Source organism: Actinoplanes sp. NPDC049598 (genome assembly GCF_040675435.1).
In the GTDB taxonomy this organism is placed as follows: Bacteria; Actinomycetota; Actinomycetes; order Mycobacteriales; family Micromonosporaceae; genus Actinoplanes.
On sequence record NZ_JBFAOX010000041.1, the window covers coordinates 11,246 to 27,230 of the forward strand.

General features: G+C 70.9%; 14 protein-coding genes and 1 pseudogene. 10 read left to right on the plus strand and 5 right to left on the minus strand.

Going from position 1 to position 15,985, the window contains the following annotated elements; genetic code table 11:
* Position 1: 1 nt before the first annotated feature.
* From AB0J66_RS46715 to AB0J66_RS46725, 3 genes and pseudogenes are all read left to right on the plus strand, one after another.
* Positions 2-979: an ATP-binding cassette domain-containing protein gene (locus tag AB0J66_RS46715; RefSeq protein ID WP_364675090.1), complete on the plus strand. Its 978-nt coding sequence runs from the start codon at positions 2-4 to the stop codon at positions 977-979.
* The gene (locus AB0J66_RS46720) at positions 976-1,986 is read left to right on the plus strand and encodes an ABC transporter permease subunit (RefSeq protein WP_364675092.1); all 1,011 of its coding nucleotides are present in this window, start codon (positions 976-978) and stop codon (positions 1,984-1,986) included. The genes AB0J66_RS46715 and AB0J66_RS46720 overlap by 4 nt, the downstream gene beginning before the upstream one ends.
* A gap of 71 nt (positions 1,987-2,057) precedes the next feature.
* A pseudogene (locus AB0J66_RS46725) lies at positions 2,058-2,288 on the plus strand (DUF3263 domain-containing protein); the annotation flags it as partial.
* 4 nt (positions 2,289-2,292) lie between these two features.
* On the opposite strand, the gene AB0J66_RS46730 reads toward AB0J66_RS46725, so the two are convergent.
* Positions 2,293-4,494: an AAA family ATPase gene (locus AB0J66_RS46730; protein WP_364675095.1), complete on the minus strand. Its 2,202-nt coding sequence runs from the start codon at positions 4,492-4,494 to the stop codon at positions 2,293-2,295.
* A 78-nt stretch (positions 4,495-4,572) separates the two neighbouring features.
* On the opposite strand from AB0J66_RS46730, the gene AB0J66_RS46735 reads away from it, so the two are divergent.
* Positions 4,573-7,317, plus strand: a complete 2,745-nt coding sequence (locus tag AB0J66_RS46735; protein ID WP_364675098.1) for an alpha/beta fold hydrolase — start codon at positions 4,573-4,575, stop codon at positions 7,315-7,317.
* The gene (locus AB0J66_RS46740) at positions 7,314-8,180 is read left to right on the plus strand and encodes an ABC transporter permease (RefSeq protein WP_364675101.1); all 867 of its coding nucleotides are present in this window, start codon (positions 7,314-7,316) and stop codon (positions 8,178-8,180) included. Before AB0J66_RS46735 ends, AB0J66_RS46740 begins: the two co-directional genes overlap by 4 nt.
* Before the next feature lie 63 nt (positions 8,181-8,243).
* Here AB0J66_RS46740 and AB0J66_RS46745 read toward each other — a convergent pair whose 3' ends face one another.
* Complete coding sequence (locus tag AB0J66_RS46745; protein WP_364675104.1) at positions 8,244-8,501, minus strand: hypothetical protein; 258 nt, start codon at positions 8,499-8,501, stop codon at positions 8,244-8,246.
* Positions 8,502-8,829: 328 nt separating this feature from the next.
* Between AB0J66_RS46745 and AB0J66_RS46750 the strand changes: the two genes are divergently transcribed.
* Positions 8,830-9,381 carry a Uma2 family endonuclease gene (locus AB0J66_RS46750; protein ID WP_364675107.1) on the plus strand — a complete coding sequence of 184 codons (552 nt, stop codon included), beginning with the start codon at positions 8,830-8,832 and terminating at the stop codon, positions 9,379-9,381.
* A gap of 57 nt (positions 9,382-9,438) precedes the next feature.
* A complete protein-coding gene (locus AB0J66_RS46755) occupies positions 9,439-9,903 on the plus strand; it encodes a glutathione peroxidase (protein WP_364675110.1) in 465 nt (154 codons plus the stop codon).
* On the opposite strand, the gene AB0J66_RS46760 is transcribed toward AB0J66_RS46755, so the two are convergent.
* Positions 9,900-10,685, minus strand: coding sequence for a DeoR/GlpR family DNA-binding transcription regulator (locus AB0J66_RS46760; RefSeq protein ID WP_364675113.1), 786 nt, complete (start codon positions 10,683-10,685; stop codon positions 9,900-9,902). The two genes, AB0J66_RS46755 and AB0J66_RS46760, sit on opposite strands and share 4 nt — an antisense overlap.
* 204 nt (positions 10,686-10,889) lie before the next feature.
* Here AB0J66_RS46760 and AB0J66_RS46765 point away from each other — a divergent pair, with 204 nt between their 5' ends.
* From AB0J66_RS46765 to nagA, 3 genes are read left to right on the plus strand one after another with little or no spacing between them, the layout of a single operon-like run.
* Positions 10,890-11,801: a sugar isomerase gene (locus tag AB0J66_RS46765; protein WP_364675116.1), complete on the plus strand. Its 912-nt coding sequence runs from the start codon at positions 10,890-10,892 to the stop codon at positions 11,799-11,801.
* 22 nt (positions 11,802-11,823) lie between these two features.
* Positions 11,824-12,759, plus strand: coding sequence for an ROK family protein (locus AB0J66_RS46770; protein WP_364675119.1), 936 nt, complete (start codon positions 11,824-11,826; stop codon positions 12,757-12,759).
* Positions 12,753-13,844, plus strand: a complete 1,092-nt coding sequence (gene nagA, locus AB0J66_RS46775) for an N-acetylglucosamine-6-phosphate deacetylase (protein WP_364675215.1) — start codon at positions 12,753-12,755, stop codon at positions 13,842-13,844. The genes AB0J66_RS46770 and nagA overlap by 7 nt, the downstream gene beginning before the upstream one ends.
* On the opposite strand, the gene AB0J66_RS46780 is transcribed toward nagA, so the two are convergent.
* Positions 13,803-14,522: a phosphatase PAP2 family protein gene (locus AB0J66_RS46780; protein ID WP_364675122.1), complete on the minus strand. Its 720-nt coding sequence runs from the start codon at positions 14,520-14,522 to the stop codon at positions 13,803-13,805. The genes nagA and AB0J66_RS46780 overlap by 42 nt on opposite strands.
* A 10-nt stretch (positions 14,523-14,532) precedes the next feature.
* Positions 14,533-15,960 (minus strand): trypsin-like peptidase domain-containing protein, encoded by a 1,428-nt coding sequence (locus AB0J66_RS46785; protein ID WP_364675125.1) that lies wholly within the window; start codon positions 15,958-15,960, stop codon positions 14,533-14,535.
* Positions 15,961-15,985: the final 25 nt, after the last annotated feature.

The following is a 15,985-nucleotide window of genomic DNA, read 5'->3' on the forward strand; positions in this document are numbered from 1 at the left end:
GGTGACTGCCGTATTGGAGATTGCCGGGCTGCAGAAGACGTATCGCAGCCGTAAAGGGCCGCGGAAGGCGCTCGACGGGTTCGACATGGTTGTCGAGGCGGGTCAGGTGCACGGCTTTCTCGGGCCGAACGGTTCGGGCAAGACGACCACGTTGCGGACGCTCCTGGGCCTGATCAAGCCCAACGGCGGCCGCATGGCGATCCTCGGCCGGGAGGTGCCGGAGCATCTGCCGGAGACGGCGGGGCTGGTCGGGGCGATCGTGGAAAGCCCGCAGTTCTTCGGCAACTTCAGCGCCCAGGACACGCTTTCCCTGCTGGCCGACGCGGGCGGCGTCCGAAGGCAGCGGGTGACCGAGGTGCTGGAGCTGGTCGGCCTGCGGGATCGGGCCAAGGACCGGGTCAAGACGTACTCGCTGGGCATGAAGCAGCGGCTGGCGGTGGCCTCGGCGCTGTTGAAGGAGCCGAAGCTGCTGATCCTGGACGAGCCGGCGAACGGTCTGGACCCGGGCGGCATCCGCGAGATGCGGTCGTTGATGCGCAACCTGGCCGAGTCGGGCATGACCGTGGTGCTGTCGAGCCACATTCTCGGCGAGATCCAGCTGATCTGCGACGAGGTCACCATCATCTCGGCCGGGCGGCGGGTGGCCGCCGGCTCGGTCCAGAGTGTGCTGGCCACGCACACTAGTTCGACGGTCAAGGTGCGGTTGGAGCCGGGCGTGGACATGCGGGCCGCGGTGGAGTTGCTGCGGGCGAACGGGGCGCAGGTGACCGTCGAGGCCGATCACTTCGCCGTCGGCAATGCCGGTAACCCGGCGCAGATCACCCGGATCCTGGCCGAGCGGCAGATCTACGTGAGCGAGCTGACCCCGGTCTCGGCCGACCTGGAGAGCGTCTTCCTGGAGCTGACCGGCACAGCGCCGGTCGAGGGGCAGAACCGTCAGGTGGATCAGACCGCGACCGTCGGAGGGTGGGGACAGTGAGCCTCTACAAGGCCGAGACCCGGCGGCTGTTCAAGCGCCGCTTCACCAAGCTGTTCCTGCTGGGGGCGGTGGTCGTGCTCATCGCCGTCGCCGTGTCGATCTTCTTCTCGAACCAGGCGGTCGGGCCGCAGCAGATCGCCGCGGCCAAGGCCGAGGCGCAGGCCCAGTTCGAGCGGGATTCGCAGCAGACCGAGAAGGACAAGGCGTCCTGCGAGGCGGCGAAGGGCACCGCGCAGGCCAACCAGTGGCCGCCGGACTGCAACCAGCTGACCCCGCCGAGCCAGGAGAACTACAACTACGAGTGGTACATGCCGCCGACGTTCATCTTCCGGGAGAGCTTCCCGGACATGGCGACGACGCTGGCCGCGCTGCTCGCGCTGGCCGCCTTCATCATCGGCGCGTCCTTCGTGGGCGCCGAGTGGAGCAGCGGCGGCATGATGAACCTGCTGCTGTGGCGGCCCCAACGCCTCAAGGTGCTCGGCACCAAACTGGCCACCGTGCTGGTCAGCTTCACCGTGATCACCGTCGTGCTCTCGGCCATCTGGACCGGCATCTTCTATCTGATCGCGGAGGCCCGCGGCAGCACCGACACCATGACCTCGGGCGCCTGGCAGTCAGTGGCGATCATGGAGGTGCGCGGTCTGGCCCTGGTGCTGGTCGCGGGCGCGGTCGGCTTCGGGCTGGCCTCGCTGGGGCGGCACACGGCGATGGCGCTGGGCGCGACGATCGGCGCCCTGATCGTCTTCCAGTTCGGACTGGGTGTGGTGCTCGAGCTGGCCAAGGTGAAGTTCGTGCAGGCGTACCTGATCCCGGCCTGGATCACCGCCTGGATGAACAAGGAGATCACCATCCAGGACTACAACTCGTGCGACTTCTCCTCGGTCAACGGCTGCCAGCCGGCCGAGCTGACGCTGACCTGGCCGATGGCGGGCGCGATTCTCGGCGGGCTCTTCGTGGTCATCACCGGCGCTGCGATGTGGACGATGCGTAGTCGAGACATCACGTGACGTAAGAGCTTATGCTGACGCTCATGTCCGATGAGCAGCCGCCCATTCCGGCGCCCCGCGAACCGGATAAGTCCGAATTATCCGAGCGGGAGCGCGAGATCCTCGCGTTCGAGGCCCGCTGGTGGAAACACGCCGGGTCGAAGGAGCAGGCGATCCGGGACACCTTCGCCCTCTCCTCGACCCGCTACTACCAGGTCCTCAACGGCCTGCTGGACAACCCGGCGGCCCTCGAGCACGACCCCGTGCTGGTGGGCCGCCTCCGGCGTCTCCGCTCGACGAGAGCGCGGACACGCCGGCGATAAAAGATCAGGGCTGGTGGGTCTCGGCGTACGCCTCCAGCCAGGCGACCTGCGTCGGGTCCAGTGACGCCCGCACCCGGCGGCGGGCGGCCGCCACGTTGCCGGCGGTGACCGTCGTCGCCTCGAGCGAGTCCCGCATGGCGGCCAGCGCCGCCTCGCGGATCAGGGCCGCGCAGTCGGCCGCCGAGAAGCCCTCCAGCTCGGCCCCGAGGGTCTTCAGGTCGACCGCCTCGTCCAGCGGCACCGCCTTGGCCGAGGCCTCCAGGATCGCGGCCCGCGCGTCCGCGTCCGGCGGCGGCACGTAGACGAGCCGCTCGAGCCGCCCCGGCCGCAGCAGGGCCGGGTCGATCAGATCGGGCCGGTTGGTCGCCCCGATCACGACGACGTTGCGCAGGTCCTCGACCCCGTCGAGCTCGGTCAGCAGGGCCGCCACCACCCGGTCGGCCGTGCCGCCGTCGGTCGCCTGCCCGCGGGTCGGCGCGAGCGCGTCCACCTCGTCCAGGAAGACCAGCGTCGGGGCCGCCTCGCGGGCCCGGCGGAACAACTCGCGGACGGCCCGCTCGCTGTCGCCGACCCACTTGCTCAGCAGTTCCGCGCCCTTGACCGACAGCACGTTGGCTTTGCCGGTGCCGGCGATCGCCTTGACCAGGTACGTCTTGCCGCAGCCGGGCGGGCCGTAGAGCAGCACCCCCCGCGGCGGGGAGACGCCGAGCCGGGCGAACGTGTCCGGATAGGTCAGCGGCCACAGCACCGACTCGGTCAGCACCTGCTTGACGTCGGCCAGGTCGCCCACGTCGTCCAGGGTCACCGCGGCCACCTCGAGGGTCGAGTCGGCCATCGAGGTGGGCCGGACGACGTCGAGCGCGGCCTCGAAGTCGGCCATGGTCACCGTCGGCGCCTCGGCCTCCTTCTGCCGCAGGGCCGCCCGCACACCGGCCTCGCGGGCCAGCGCGCCCAGGTCGGCCGCGACGAACCCCGGGGTACGGCCGGCGATCTCGTCCAGGCGTACGTCCTCGGCCAGGGGCATGCCCCTGGTCAGCACGCCGAGCTGCTCGCGGCGCAGAGCCTGGTCGGGCAGGGGCACCGCCAGTTGCACGGCGAGCAGGTCGGGCGCGCGCAGCGACGGGTCGACCGACTCGGGCCGGCTCGTCGTGCCGACCACGGCCGCGCCCGCCCGCACGACCTCTTCGAGGATCTGGCGGAAGACCGTGGCGATCGGCTTGGGCTCGTCCCGGGGCGCGAGCGCCTCCACATCCGAGAACAACAAGACCTTAGGACCGGCTGTACGCGCCTGACGCGCCAGCTCCCGGAGGCGCGCGGCGGCCGAATCGGCGGCCAGCGCGGCCAGCTCCGGCGCCCACACCTGCACCACCTGCGCGCCGACCTGCGCGGCCACGGCCCGGACGAGCGCGGACTTGCCCGACCCGGCCGGCCCGGAGATCAGCACGCCCAGCGAGACCTTCGTGTTGAGCCGGGCCAGCACCTCGCCGTGGTGGAAGCCGAGGTCGAGCAGCTCCTCCAGCTCCTTGGCCTGGGCCCGCAGGCCGGGCAGGTCGTCGATGCTGGGCGGCGGCACCTCGGGGTCGGTCGAGGCGGGCGCCTGCGGCTGCGCGGCCGGCCCGGGCACCGGCGACGAGGTCTGCCCGTCCTGCCAGCCGACCACGGTGTCCATGGTGACGACGGCCGAGGCCGCCCCCTCGACCGCGACCACGGTCAGCAGCGCCGTCGTCCACTGGTAGCCGAGGCGGTTGCGCAGGTTGCGGCCGATGTCCTGCACCGGCATGCGCTGGCCCTCGCGCAGCGGCACGTCCTGCGGGTAGAGCGAGACGTTGTCGCCCTCGCTGAGCACCTTGCCCAGCAGGGCCAGGCGCAGGATCTCGGGCGAGACCAGGGCGACCACGTCGGACGGGCCGGAGAGGGTGACCCGCTGGGCGGCCACCGCCGGCAGCTTGGCCACGGTGACCCGGGCCCCGTCGCGGATGCCGAGATTGCCCAGCGTGAGGTCGTCGGCGTAGAGGAACTCGCGGCCGGCCGACGGCTCGGCCTTGGCGGCCAGCGCGGCGGTCGTACGGGTGCCGCTCAGGCGTACCGGGTCCCCGGGGTTGATCGTCAGCGCGGTCATGACCGCCGGGTGCAGCCGCACGACGCCGCGGCGGTTGTCGAGACCGGCCAGCCGGAGGGTCGCCGTCAGCGTGAGTTCTTCGTCCACCGGGCCAACGCTATCGTCCGGAGGCTCCTGAGAGGTTTCACAGCAGTCGCTCAGACCCGGCCGGATAGCGTTTCTCCCATGTCTTGGTCATCACGGCTGCCCCGGCTCACCCGCAGCCGCGTCATCGCCGGCGCTGTGGTCCTCGTGCTCGTGGCGGCGCTGGTGGGCTGGGCCGCCTGGCCGGAGAGCAAGAGCTGGACCACCCAGGACCAGATGATCACCGTGCCGACCGGGCCCGGCGGCCGGGAGTCGGTCGCCCTGGACACCCGGTTCTACCTGCCGGAAGACCACGACGGCAAGGTCCCGGCGGTGCTGCTCGCGCATGGTTTCGGTGGTTCCAAGGACTCCGTACGAGACGACGCCGAGTCCCTGGCCGACCGGGGGTACGCGGTGCTGACGTGGACCGCGCAGGGCTTCGGCCGTAGCGGCGGGCAGATCCACCTGGACAGCCCCGACTACGAGGTCCGCGACGCTCAGGGCCTGCTCGACTGGCTGGCCAAGCGGCCCGAGATCCGCACCGACGCGGCCGGCGACCCGCGGGTCGGGGTGGTCGGCGGCTCGTACGGCGGGGCCCTGGCCCTGATGCTCGCCGCGCAGGATCAGCGGGTCGACGCGATCGTCCCGTCGATCACCTGGAACGACCTGGGCCACGTCTTCCTGCAGCAGAACGCAGCGACCGAGACCACCGGCGTCTTCAAGAAGGGCTGGGCTGGCGTCTTCTTCGGCAACGGCGGCTCGCTCGAATCCTCGGATGCGCCCGCCCCGGCCACCACACCGAACCCCGCCTGCGGACGTTTCGCGGCCGACATCTGCGCCGCGTACCTCCAGGTCGCCACCACCGGCGTGCCGAGTCAGCCGACCCTCGACCGCCTCCGCCAGTCGAGCCCGGCCCCCCTCCTCAGCAAGATCAAGGCGCCCACCCTGCTCGTGCAGGGCGAGGTCGACACCCTCTTCCCGCTGTCGGAGGCCGACGCCAACGCCAAGGGCATCGCCGCCACCGGCACGCCCGTGCGGGTCGCCTGGTTCACCGGCGGCCACGACGGCGGGGCCGGCCCGCAGACCGATCAGGACAGGGTGAAATACCTGACCCTCCAATGGCTCGACCACTATGTGAAGGGCGACGGCGACAAGCCCTCCGACGACTTCACCTATTCACGGGTGGCCGGTTTCAGCGCGCTCGACCGGGGCCTGGTCACCAACGGGTACTCCACCGAGGCGTACCCCGGCCTCAGCGGGACCGGAAGCACCCAGATCTCCCTGCAAGGCCCGGCGCAGCCGATCGCCAACCCGCCGAACGGGAACCCGGGCGCGCTGTCCTCGCTGCCCGGCACCGGTGGACGGCTCAGCACGCTGCTCGCTGGCGTCGCGGCCGACATCCCCGGCCAGTTCGCCGCCTTCCAGTCCGCGCCCGTCGCGAAGGCCGTCGACGTCGCCGGTGCGCCCACCATCCGTCTGCGGGCGGCGTCCCCGACCGGTGAGGCGACGCTGTTCGTCAAGCTCTACGACGTCGACCAGCAGGGTGCCGAGACGCTGAGCGCCGGCCTGATCGCCCCGGTCCGGCTCACCGGGCTGCCTTCGTCCATCTCCGCGGCCCAGCCCGTGACGGTCACGCTCCCGGCGATCGTTCGTCAGATCGACCAAGGCCATGCCGTACGCGTCGTGGTCGCCACCACCGACCAGGCGTTCCTCTCGCCGACCGGGCCTGCCACCTACACGGTCGCGGTCGAGCCCACGCTGACCCTGCCCACCGTGGTCGGCGAGCCGATCGCCAACCCGCAGACCGTGTGGCGCTACGTCCTGGCCGGGCTGCTCGTGCTGATCGCCCTCGGTCTCGCCGTGGTGCTTCTCGTGCGCCGCAGCCGGCTCCGGCGGCAGCACACCCCCACCCTCCCCGAGTACGCGGACACGCCGCTGGTCGTCCGGGGCCTGCGCAAGGCGTACGGGGACGGGTTCGTGGCCGTCGAGGAGATCAGCTTCACCGTCGAACGGGGGCAGGTCGTCGGTCTGCTCGGCCCCAACGGCGCCGGCAAGACGACCACGCTGCGCGTGCTGATGGGCCTGACCATGCCGACCGCGGGCGAGGCGCTGGTCTTCGGTCACAAGCTGGTCCCCGGCGCCCCGGTGCTGTCCCGGGTCGGCGCGTTGGTCGAGGGCCCCGGCTTCATGCCGCACATGACCGGCTGGGAGAACCTGCAGGCGTACTGGAAGGCCACCGGCCGCCCGCTCGAGGACGCCCGCTTCGAAGAAGCGCTGGAGATCGCCGGGCTGGGCTCGTCGGTGCACCGGCGCACCCGCAAGTACAGCCACGGCATGCGCCAGCGGCTCGCCATCGCCCAGGCCATGCTCGGCCTGCCCGAGCTGCTGGTGCTCGACGAACCGACCGACGGGCTCGACCCGCCGCAGATCGCCGAGATGCGCCGCGTGCTCAAGCGCTACGCCACCGACGGCCGGGCCGTGCTCGTCTCCAGCCACCTGCTGGCCGAGGTCGAGCAGACCTGCACCCACGCGGTGGTGGTCAACAAGGGCCGGATCGTCGCCTCCGGCCCGGTCGAGGAGATCGTCGGCGAGTCCCCATCGGTGCAGATCGAGGTGTCCGACGTGCCCGCCGCGTCCCGCGTCCTCAGCGACCTGGGCGTGCGCTCGGTGACCCCGGACGGGCCGAGCGGCCTGATCGTCGACATGAACGGCACCCCCCGCTCCGAGGTGGTGGCCTCGCTGGTCCGGGCCGGGGTGGACGTGGACCGGGTGGTGCCGCGCCGGCGGCTCGAAGACGCTTTCCTCGCCCTGGTCGGGGAAAGCTCGGCTGGAAGCGGTGACCGATGAGCGTTCTGTCCCAGGCCGGCGCGGCCGGCTACCGCCCCTCTCGCACTCTCCCGATCTGGGCCGAGATCCGGCGGCAGGCCTCCCGCCGCCGCACCCAGGGCGCGCTGGGCTTCATGTTCCTGCTGCCGCTGATCGTCCTCGTGGCGTTCGCCTTCGGCGGTGGCGGCGACGAGGAGTCCGAGGGCAGCGCCTTCGGCAGCCTGGTCGACCTGGCCACCTCCGGCGGCCTCAACTTCGCCCTGTTCTGCCTGGCCGTCTCGGCCGGCTTCCTGCTGGTCGTGGTCGTCGCCCTGTTCTGCGGCGACCCGGTGGCCAGCGAGGCCGGCTGGGGCAGCCTGCGCTACCTGCTGGCCATCCCCGTCCCGCGGGCCCGCCTGCTCGCGGCCAAGCTGATCGTCGCCCTGCTCTACTCGCTGCTCGCCATGGCCATCCTGACCGTGACCGCCCTGATCGCCGGCACTCTCCGCTACGGCTGGCACCCCCTGGGCAGCGCCGTCGCCGCCGAGATCCCACCCGGTCAGGGCCTGCTGCGCATCCTCGGCGTGGCCGGCTACCTCTCCGTCACCATGCTGATCGTCGCCGGCATCGCCTTCCTGCTGACCGTCCTCACCGACGCCCCCTTGGCGGCCGTCGGCGGCGCCGTGATGATCTGGATCCTCTCCAGCATCCTCGACCAGATCACCGCCCTCGGCGGCATCCGCAACGTCCTGCCCACCCACTACAGCGACGCCTGGATGGGCCTGCTCTCCACCCCCGCCCAGATCGACGACCTGGTCAAGGGCGCCATCGCCGCCATCTGCTACGCCACGCTTTGCTGGTCGCTGGCCTTCTGGCGCTTCACCCGCAAGGACGTGACCTCCTGAGCAGTGGTCGCGCCAGTGATGCACCAAACGGCGCTGAACCAGGCAGCCACGGCAGCCGATAGCTCAAAGGCCGCTCTCGTTCGCCTCAGGGCAGTCCCAGTCGTCGGCAGCGACGAGCCTGCCCCGCAGAGATCCTCGCCCGGACCGGACAGCGCCGGGCCGGATCGACTGTAGTGATCTCCGCGCCCCGGAGCCGATATCGAGCGCGAGGGGGCTGGCGGCGATCAGGCGTCGAACGATGGCGCTCTCGGAAAGGTTTGCCATCCGGGCCGCGAAGACCACGGTCTGCTTCGTGTCCTCGTCGACTTCGATCAAAGCCACGCTCATCACCTCGACTTGGAGGATGTCTGCCAAGGAAGCAAACAAGCAACCGCAGCAAGAGCCGCGACCCGCTCAAGGGTTTAGCCTCAGGGCGGGCCGCCGACAAGACCCTCACCCAGCCGGGTGACATTGATGTCGATCAGCGCAGATCTTCATTACGCTCCATGCCCGGTGCGGGCGCTTCGGCCGGTTCCCGCCTTCCCAGCTTGCTCGCTTTTCCCCAGGCCAACCCGACCGAGGGCGACCGGAGCGCAGCCTCCGAGCGACCGCAACCGGTACGTTGGGGTAGGTAGACGGGGCGGGATCGCACGCTGCAGAGGGAGGCATGATGAGCGCCGAGGCCGTGGGTGCCGGGATGCCGACGCAGGTGACGTTGGATGACCTTGCTGCGATGGCGGCGGTTGATGAAAACCACCGCTACGAGCTAAGCCCCGAGGGAGTGTTGTCGGTCGTGCCCCCCGCCGATCCCGAACACGCGTTGCTGGTCTCGCGGATCTTTGTTTGGTTCGTGACCAACGGCTATGGGCCGGAGCAAGTGGTCACGGACTGTGGCATCGATGTCGGCGGTGGCGGTCGCCAGCCCGATCTGTCCGTGTGGGCCAAAGGTCAGCCGCCCCGGCCGGCGCGGTCGAGCTACGCGGGCACGGCCGGTCTGCTGCTGGCGGTCGAGGTCGTGTCCAAGGGTTCCGAGGTCGTCGACCGGGTCGTCAAGAAGATCGAGTATGCCCGGGCCGGGATCCCGCACTACTGGGTCGTCGAACGGGACGGGGTCACCACTGTCCATCGCTACCTGCTCGACGAGGTCACCGGCGAGTACCAGCCGGCGCCTGAGGGCGCCCAGCCCCTGGCCTGGCTGCTCAGCACCGCCCCCGCGATCTAGTGGTCTGAGGCAGACTTGCGGGCGAAGGCGTGAGCAGAGATCCCGGAGGCACGAGGCATGACAGCGATTCAGGACATCCCGCTGCGGACCATCGAGGGCGGGGAAACCACGCTCGGCGCCTACGGCGGGCAGGTGCTTCTCGTGGTGAACGTGGCGTCGAAGTGTGGGCTGACGCCGCAGTACGACGGGCTGGAGAAGCTGCACGAGCGGTTCCGGGACGAGGGTTTCAGTGTGCTCGGCTTCCCGGCCAACGATTTCATGGGGCAGGAGCCGGGGACCGATGAGGAGATCGCCGAGTTCTGCCGGAGCACGTTCGACGTGCAGTTCCCGATGTTCTCGAAGATCTCGGTGAAGGGCGAGGAGCAGCACCCGCTCTACGCCGCCCTGACCGACGGCACGGATGTGCAGTGGAACTTCGAGAAGTTCCTGATCTCGCGGGACGGCGCGGTCGTCGGCCGTTTCTCGCCTCAGGTCACCCCGGAGGACGAGAGCCTGGTCGGCGCGATCGAGCAGCAGCTTTAGGCGCAGATGACGTGGACTCCGGCGTCCTCGAGGGCGGCCACGATGTCGGCCGAGGCGCCGGAGTCGGTCACCAGGGTCTCGACCTTGGTGATGGGGGCGATCCGGGCGAAGGCGTGCCCGCCCAGTTTGGACGAGTCGGCGATGACGACGACGCGTTTGGCCCGGGCCACCATCAGGCTGTTCATGGCCGCTTCGCCTTCGTGGTGGGCGGCCGCCCCCAGCTCCACGTCCAGCGCGTCCACGCCGAGCAGGACGATGTCGAGCGTCACCTCTTTGAGCAGCGCCCCGCCCAGCGGCCCGACCAGCTCGAAGGACTGCGGCCGGACCACGCCGCCGGCCACCACGATTTTCATGCGGGAGCGGACGAGCAGCTCGTTGGCGATGTTCAGCGCGTTCGTGACCACCGTCAGCTGAGCGCCTTCGCCACCCGCGTTCAGATCCGGGCGTACGGCCAGGGCCCGGGCCACCTCGGTCATGGTGGTCCCGCCGTTGAGCCCGACCACCGCGCCCGGCGTGACCAGCCGGGCCGCCGCCTCGCCGATGCGCTGCTTCTCGGCGGAATGCTTGGCGCTCTTGTAGCGCAGCGGCAGGTCGTAGGAGACGCCGTTGGCCACGGCCCCGCCCCGAGTGCGGGTGATCATCTGTTGCTGGGCGAGCTGGTCGAAGTCGCGCCGGATGGTGGCCTGGGAGACGTCCAGGCGTTCAGCCGCGTCCTCCACGCTGACCCGGCCGCTCTCGGCGAGTAACTCGAGTAGGGCATTCCACCGCGCGTACCGGTCCACCGAGACTCCCCGATGAGCGTTCCATGATAAGAGTGTGCACATTAGTGAGCGAAAGCCCGGGAAGCAAACCTCACGCCTGCGCGGTACGTCAGGTGGTCAGCCAAACAACGGTTGCGTCCAGGGCGGCCCTCCACGCAGAATGGCGCTCGAAAGTGCCTGCAACCGAGCGCATATGCGCAGCGACAACGGTGTGAAGGGTGTCCCATGAGCTACGTCAAGGTGGAGATCGCGAGTCAGCCCGAGTGCTGGCGCAAGGCCGCCGAGCGGGCCGACGCCCCGGGGCTCCCGCGCAGCGGCGAGCGGGTCGCCGTCGTCGGTTGCGGCACGTCGTGGTTCATGGCCAAGGCGTACGCGTCGTTGCGCGAGCGGGCCGGCCACGGCGAGACCGACGCGTTCCAGGCGTCCGAGTTCCCGCCAGGCCGCAAGTACGACCGAATTGTCGCCATCACCCGCTCGGGCACGACGACCGAGGTCCTCGACCTGATCAAGGGCCGGGACAACGTCACGGTGATCACGGCGGACGGCCGCCAAGCGGTGGCCCAGGAGAAAAACGCGATCCTGCTCGACTTCGCCGACGAGCAGTCGGTCGTGCAGACCCGCTTCGCCACCAGCGCCCTGGCCCTGCTCCGGGCCCACCTCGGCGAGGACATGGACCCGGTCGCGGCCGACGCCGAGGTCGCGATCCGCCTGCCCCTGCCGGTGCACCCGGCCCTGGCCGAGCAGATCACCTTCCTGGGCCGCGGCTGGACCGTCGGCCTGGCCGAGGAGGCCGCCCTCAAGTGCCGCGAGGCCGCCGGCTACTGGGCCGAGGCCTACCCGGCGATGGACTACCGGCACGGCCCGATCGCCATCGCGGCCCCGCGCCGCGTGGTCTGGGCCTTCGGCGAGATCCCGGCCGGTCTGGCCGACGACGTGGAGGCCACCGGCGCCTCCTTCGTGCACAGCCGCCACCACGGCGGCTACGCCGCGCTGGGCAGCTGGTGCGGCGGCCGGGCCCCGCTCGACCCGATGGCCGACCTGGTCGTCGCCCAGCGTGTGGCCGTCCTGCTCGCCACCAGCCAGGGCCTCGACCCCGACCGCCCCCGCAACCTGACCCGCTCCGTGATCCTGGCGTGAAGTCGATCATGGAACGCACGCGATGACCGACGTAGTCGTCGCCCTCGATGTCGGGGGCACCGGCATGAAGTGCGCGCTGGTCGGCACCGACGGCACGGTCCACCACTCCGAGCGCCACCCCACTCTGGCCGAGCGCGGCCCGCAAGCCGTCCTCGACAACATCGTCGACATCGCCGACGGGCTCGCGGCGACGGCCCGGGCCAGCGACCTGACCCCGATCGCCACCGGCATCGCCGTCCCGGGCGTGGTCGACGAGGCCAACGGCGTCGCCGTCTGGTCCTCCAACATCGGCTTCCGCGACGTCCCCGTGGTCGAGCCGCTGCAAAAACGTCTGGGCCTGCCGGCCGCCCTGGGTCACGACGTCCGCGTCGGTGGCATCGCCGAGGCCCGGGTCGGGGCCGGGCAGGGTCGCGGCCACGTGCTCTTCGTGGCCATCGGCACCGGCATCGCGGCCGCCCTGGTCGTCGACGGCGCCGGCTACGGCGGCGCGCACGGCGCGGCCGGCGAGCTCGGCCACATCGTGGTCCGCCCCGGTGGCACCGCGTGCGCCTGCGGCCAGGCCGGCTGCCTGGAGGCCTACACGTCGGCCCGGGCGGTCGGCCGTCGCTATGCGGAGCTGGCCGGCGAGCCCGGCGCCACAGCGTTCGACGTGGTCAACCGGCTCGATACCGACGAACTGGCCCGCACGGTCTGGCGTGAGGCGGTCGACGTGCTGGCCGACGGCCTGGTCATCGCCCAAGCCCTGTACGACGTCGACGTGCTCGTGCTCGGCGGCGGGCTCGCCGAGGCGGGCGAGGCGCTGCTCACCCCGTTGCGCGAAGCCTTCACCGCGCGGATCACCTTCCACCGGGCCCCTGAGATCGTGCGGGCGGAGCTCGGCGACGAGGCCGGCTGTCTCGGTGCGGCCCTGCTCGCCCTGGACCACCTGGAGTCCCTGAGCCATTGGGAGCAATCGTGACCCGCATCAGCGGCCGCATCGTCCGTCCCGGCGCCGTAGTCGAGGGCTACGTCGAGGTCGACGGCCCGACGATCCTCGAGGTCGGCGCGGCTACGACCGAGAGCGACGACGTGATCGTGCCCGGCTTCGTCGACCTGCACTGCCACGGCGGCGGCGGGCACACGTTCACCACCGGCGACGCCGATTCGGCCCGGGCCGCGGCCGCCTTTCACCTCGGTCACGGCACCACCACCATGCTGGCCAGCCTGGTCAGCTCCCCGTTCGAGTTGATGCGCGACGCCACGGCGGCCTACCTTCCGTTGATCTCCGACGGCGTCATCGCGGGCGTGCACTACGAGGGCCCGTACCTCTCGGGGGTGCGCTGCGGCGCGCAGAACCCGGCGTTCCTGCGGGACCCGTCGATCGACGAACTGCAAGATCTGACCAAGACCGAGGCCGTACGCCTGGTGACGATCGCCCCCGAGCTTCCGGGCGCCCTGGCCGCGATCGGCTTCCTGCGTGAGAACGGCGTCGCGGTCGCGGTCGGGCACACCGACGCCACGTACGAGCAGACCCTCGCCAGTGTCCAGGCCGGCGCCACCGTGGGCACGCACCTGTTCAACGGCATGCGGCCGCCGCACCACCGCGAGCCCGGCCCGGTGGTCGGACTGCTGTCGTCGCCGGTGGTGTGCGAGCTGATCGCCGACAACATCCACCTGCACCCGGGGATGCTCGCCTTCGCGGCCCGGACCGCCGGCCCGGACAAGGCCGCGCTGATCACCGACGCGATGGACGCCGCCGGCATGGCCGACGGCCTCTACGACCTGGGCGGCCAGGAGGTGACGGTGGCCGACGGGGTGGCCCGGCTGACCCGCAACGACTCGATCGCCGGCAGCACCCTGACCATGGACGTGGCGCTGCGCAACGCGGTCGCGGCCGGCATCGCGCTCGAGGACGCCGTCATGATGGCCAGCACCACCCCGGCCCGCGTCCTCGGCCTCGCCGACCGGACCGGCGCCCTGGAAGCCGGCCTCAGCGCCGACCTCGTCGTTCTAAATCCGGACTTAACGCTTAAGCGCGTCATGCGGCGCGGGGTGTGGATCTAGCGGCCGCTCCCAGCCCCCGAGGCGCGGCAACCAGATGGCGTCCCACCTGATCCTTTCAAGAAGCCGCGCCAGCACCACGCCGAGCAGCAACCCGGCCACCGAGTCGGTCAGCCAGTGGAACCCGGTGTAAACGGTCGTACAGAAGACGATCGCCACCGGGACCACCCTGATCAAGATCGTTTCCCGCCGGCTCAGCGGCCGGCGTAGCAGCGCCGCGATCAGAAAAGCCAGCACCGCGTACCAGACCAGCGAATTCCCGAGATGCCCGGACGGATAACTCATCGCCTCGGCCCCGGACGCGTACGGATTGTGCATGACCGTCTTCTCCGGCCCGTCGAAGCGCGGCGCGGCCCGGTCGGCCCAGATCTTGAGCGGCCCGATCGTCACGTACGTCAGCACGAACCCGGCCACGAACGGCAGCGCCGCCCGCACCGACCGGCTCCGCCCCAGCAGCACCCCGGTCAGGATCAGCGCGACCGGCATCAGCACCTGGCCGCCCTGCCCGAAGTAGTTCAGCACCCGGGCCGTCCAGTAGACCGGGCCCGGTTGATGCGCGAACGCCCACTCGGCCACCCGCTGGTCGAGGGTCAGCAGGTGGCCGTTGATCAAGGCGACGGTGAGCGCGACGAACCCCGCCACGAAGGCGAGGTCGGGCCACCAGGTCTTGGGTCTGCGCACGCCCTCAAAACTAGAGGTACTTGCCCAGCTTCGCGGCCAGCAGGTCACCGCGGACGCCCGAGTTGGGGCAGCCGCCGAAGTGGTGCAGGGCCACGACCTTGTTCGTCTTGCGCGACAGCACCGGCGATCCGGACGACCCACCCTCGGTGTCGCAGTAGTACGCCACATCCGACTGGGTGGCATAACCCGTGTACCCGGGGTTGACCACCGAGCAGTTGCCGGCCTTCTCGCCCAGCGAGCCGGCGATCCGCGTCGGCTCCCCGGCCGGGTGCTGCGGCACGTACAGCTCCTGGTTCTTGACCGGTCTCGCCGTGTCGAGAGTGAGGTAGCCGAACTTCTGCACGGCCGCGAAGTTCGAGACCGAGAAGAGCGTGTAGTCGTAGACCTTGTCGGTCGTGAGCACGCCGGCGCCCCACACCTTGGTCGGCTTGTAGACGTCGTAGCCGCCGCACTGCGCGCACTGGTAGTTGAACCAGACCTCGGTGTCGTTCGCCTCGGCCGTGCTGGTGAAGCAGTGGTTGTTGGTGAGCATGCGGTTCTGGGCGCCGATCCGCCAGCCGGTGCACAGTTCGGTCCCGTTGATCAGGAGCCGGGCGATCGCCTTCGACTTGGTGTAGGCGACCGGGTCGGACGATCGGTAGCAGACCGCGTCGGCCGAGGTGTCGCCGCCGCAGACCGATTCCTCCTTGCCGGTCGCGCCGGGCGCCTCGAGCTGCTTCTCGGGCTGCTTCTGCTGCTCGGATCGGCTGAACCCGCGGGCCACCCGGTCCACGTCGACGCCCAGCGTGCCGAGCAGATCGCCCAGCCGCAGCGGGTCGGCCGGCCCCCGGTGCATCTCCAGCACCGCGGTGTCACCGGTGACCGACATGGCCCAGCGGTCACTGTCGTGCTCGGCCAGCTCGGGCGCGTCGTACCGGTAGGACTCGGTGCCGTCGGCGTTGGAGACGGTCACGTAGTCGCCGGGCAGCATCTCCATCCGCGAGAAGTGCAGCTTCACATAGGAGGCCCCCGGGTAGCGGAACGTCTCCTTCTTCGGCTTGCCGCCCAGGTAGCCGAGCAGCTTGCGGACGTTGACCAGCTCGCCGACCTTCTGCCGGCCGCCCTCGCCGGTCACGGTGGCCGACTCGTGCCGCCCCTCCTGATCCGGCAGCGCCTGTTCTTCGGCCGCTTTCTTCTCCGTCGTCTCGGCTGCCGGCTCCGCCGCCGTTTGCGGGGCGATGACGGCCGGGGCCGGCGCCTCGGAAGACCCGCCGGTGGGCGCGCTGGGTGCCGCTTGTTCCGCTGCGACGGGCGTACGCTCCACCGGGTCGGTCGCCTTCTGCCAGGTGCCGACGGGTCGTCCGTCGGTCTCCCCGGCCCGCCAGGCGGTGGCGCCGGCCGCGCCGGCCAGGGTCAGGGCCGCGCAGGCCGCGACGGCCATGCCTGCCTTACGTCGCATTTAAGTCAACCCGCCATTCACGTCA

Excerpts from the sequence above, each read along its gene's own strand:
- AB0J66_RS46735 (WP_364675098.1), top strand. The coding sequence starts at position 4,573 with ATGTCTTGGTCATCACGGCTGCCCCGGCTCACCCGCAGCCGCGTCATC.
- AB0J66_RS46740 (WP_364675101.1), top strand. The coding sequence starts at position 7,314 with ATGAGCGTTCTGTCCCAGGCCGGCGCGGCCGGCTACCGCCCCTCTCGC.
- AB0J66_RS46750 (WP_364675107.1), top strand. The coding sequence starts at position 8,830 with ATGAGCGCCGAGGCCGTGGGTGCCGGGATGCCGACGCAGGTGACGTTG.
- AB0J66_RS46755 (WP_364675110.1), top strand. The coding sequence starts at position 9,439 with ATGACAGCGATTCAGGACATCCCGCTGCGGACCATCGAGGGCGGGGAA.
- AB0J66_RS46765 (WP_364675116.1), top strand. The coding sequence starts at position 10,890 with ATGAGCTACGTCAAGGTGGAGATCGCGAGTCAGCCCGAGTGCTGGCGC.
- AB0J66_RS46770 (WP_364675119.1), top strand. The coding sequence starts at position 11,824 with ATGACCGACGTAGTCGTCGCCCTCGATGTCGGGGGCACCGGCATGAAG.
- AB0J66_RS46785 (WP_364675125.1), bottom strand. The coding sequence starts at position 15,960 with ATGCGACGTAAGGCAGGCATGGCCGTCGCGGCCTGCGCGGCCCTGACC.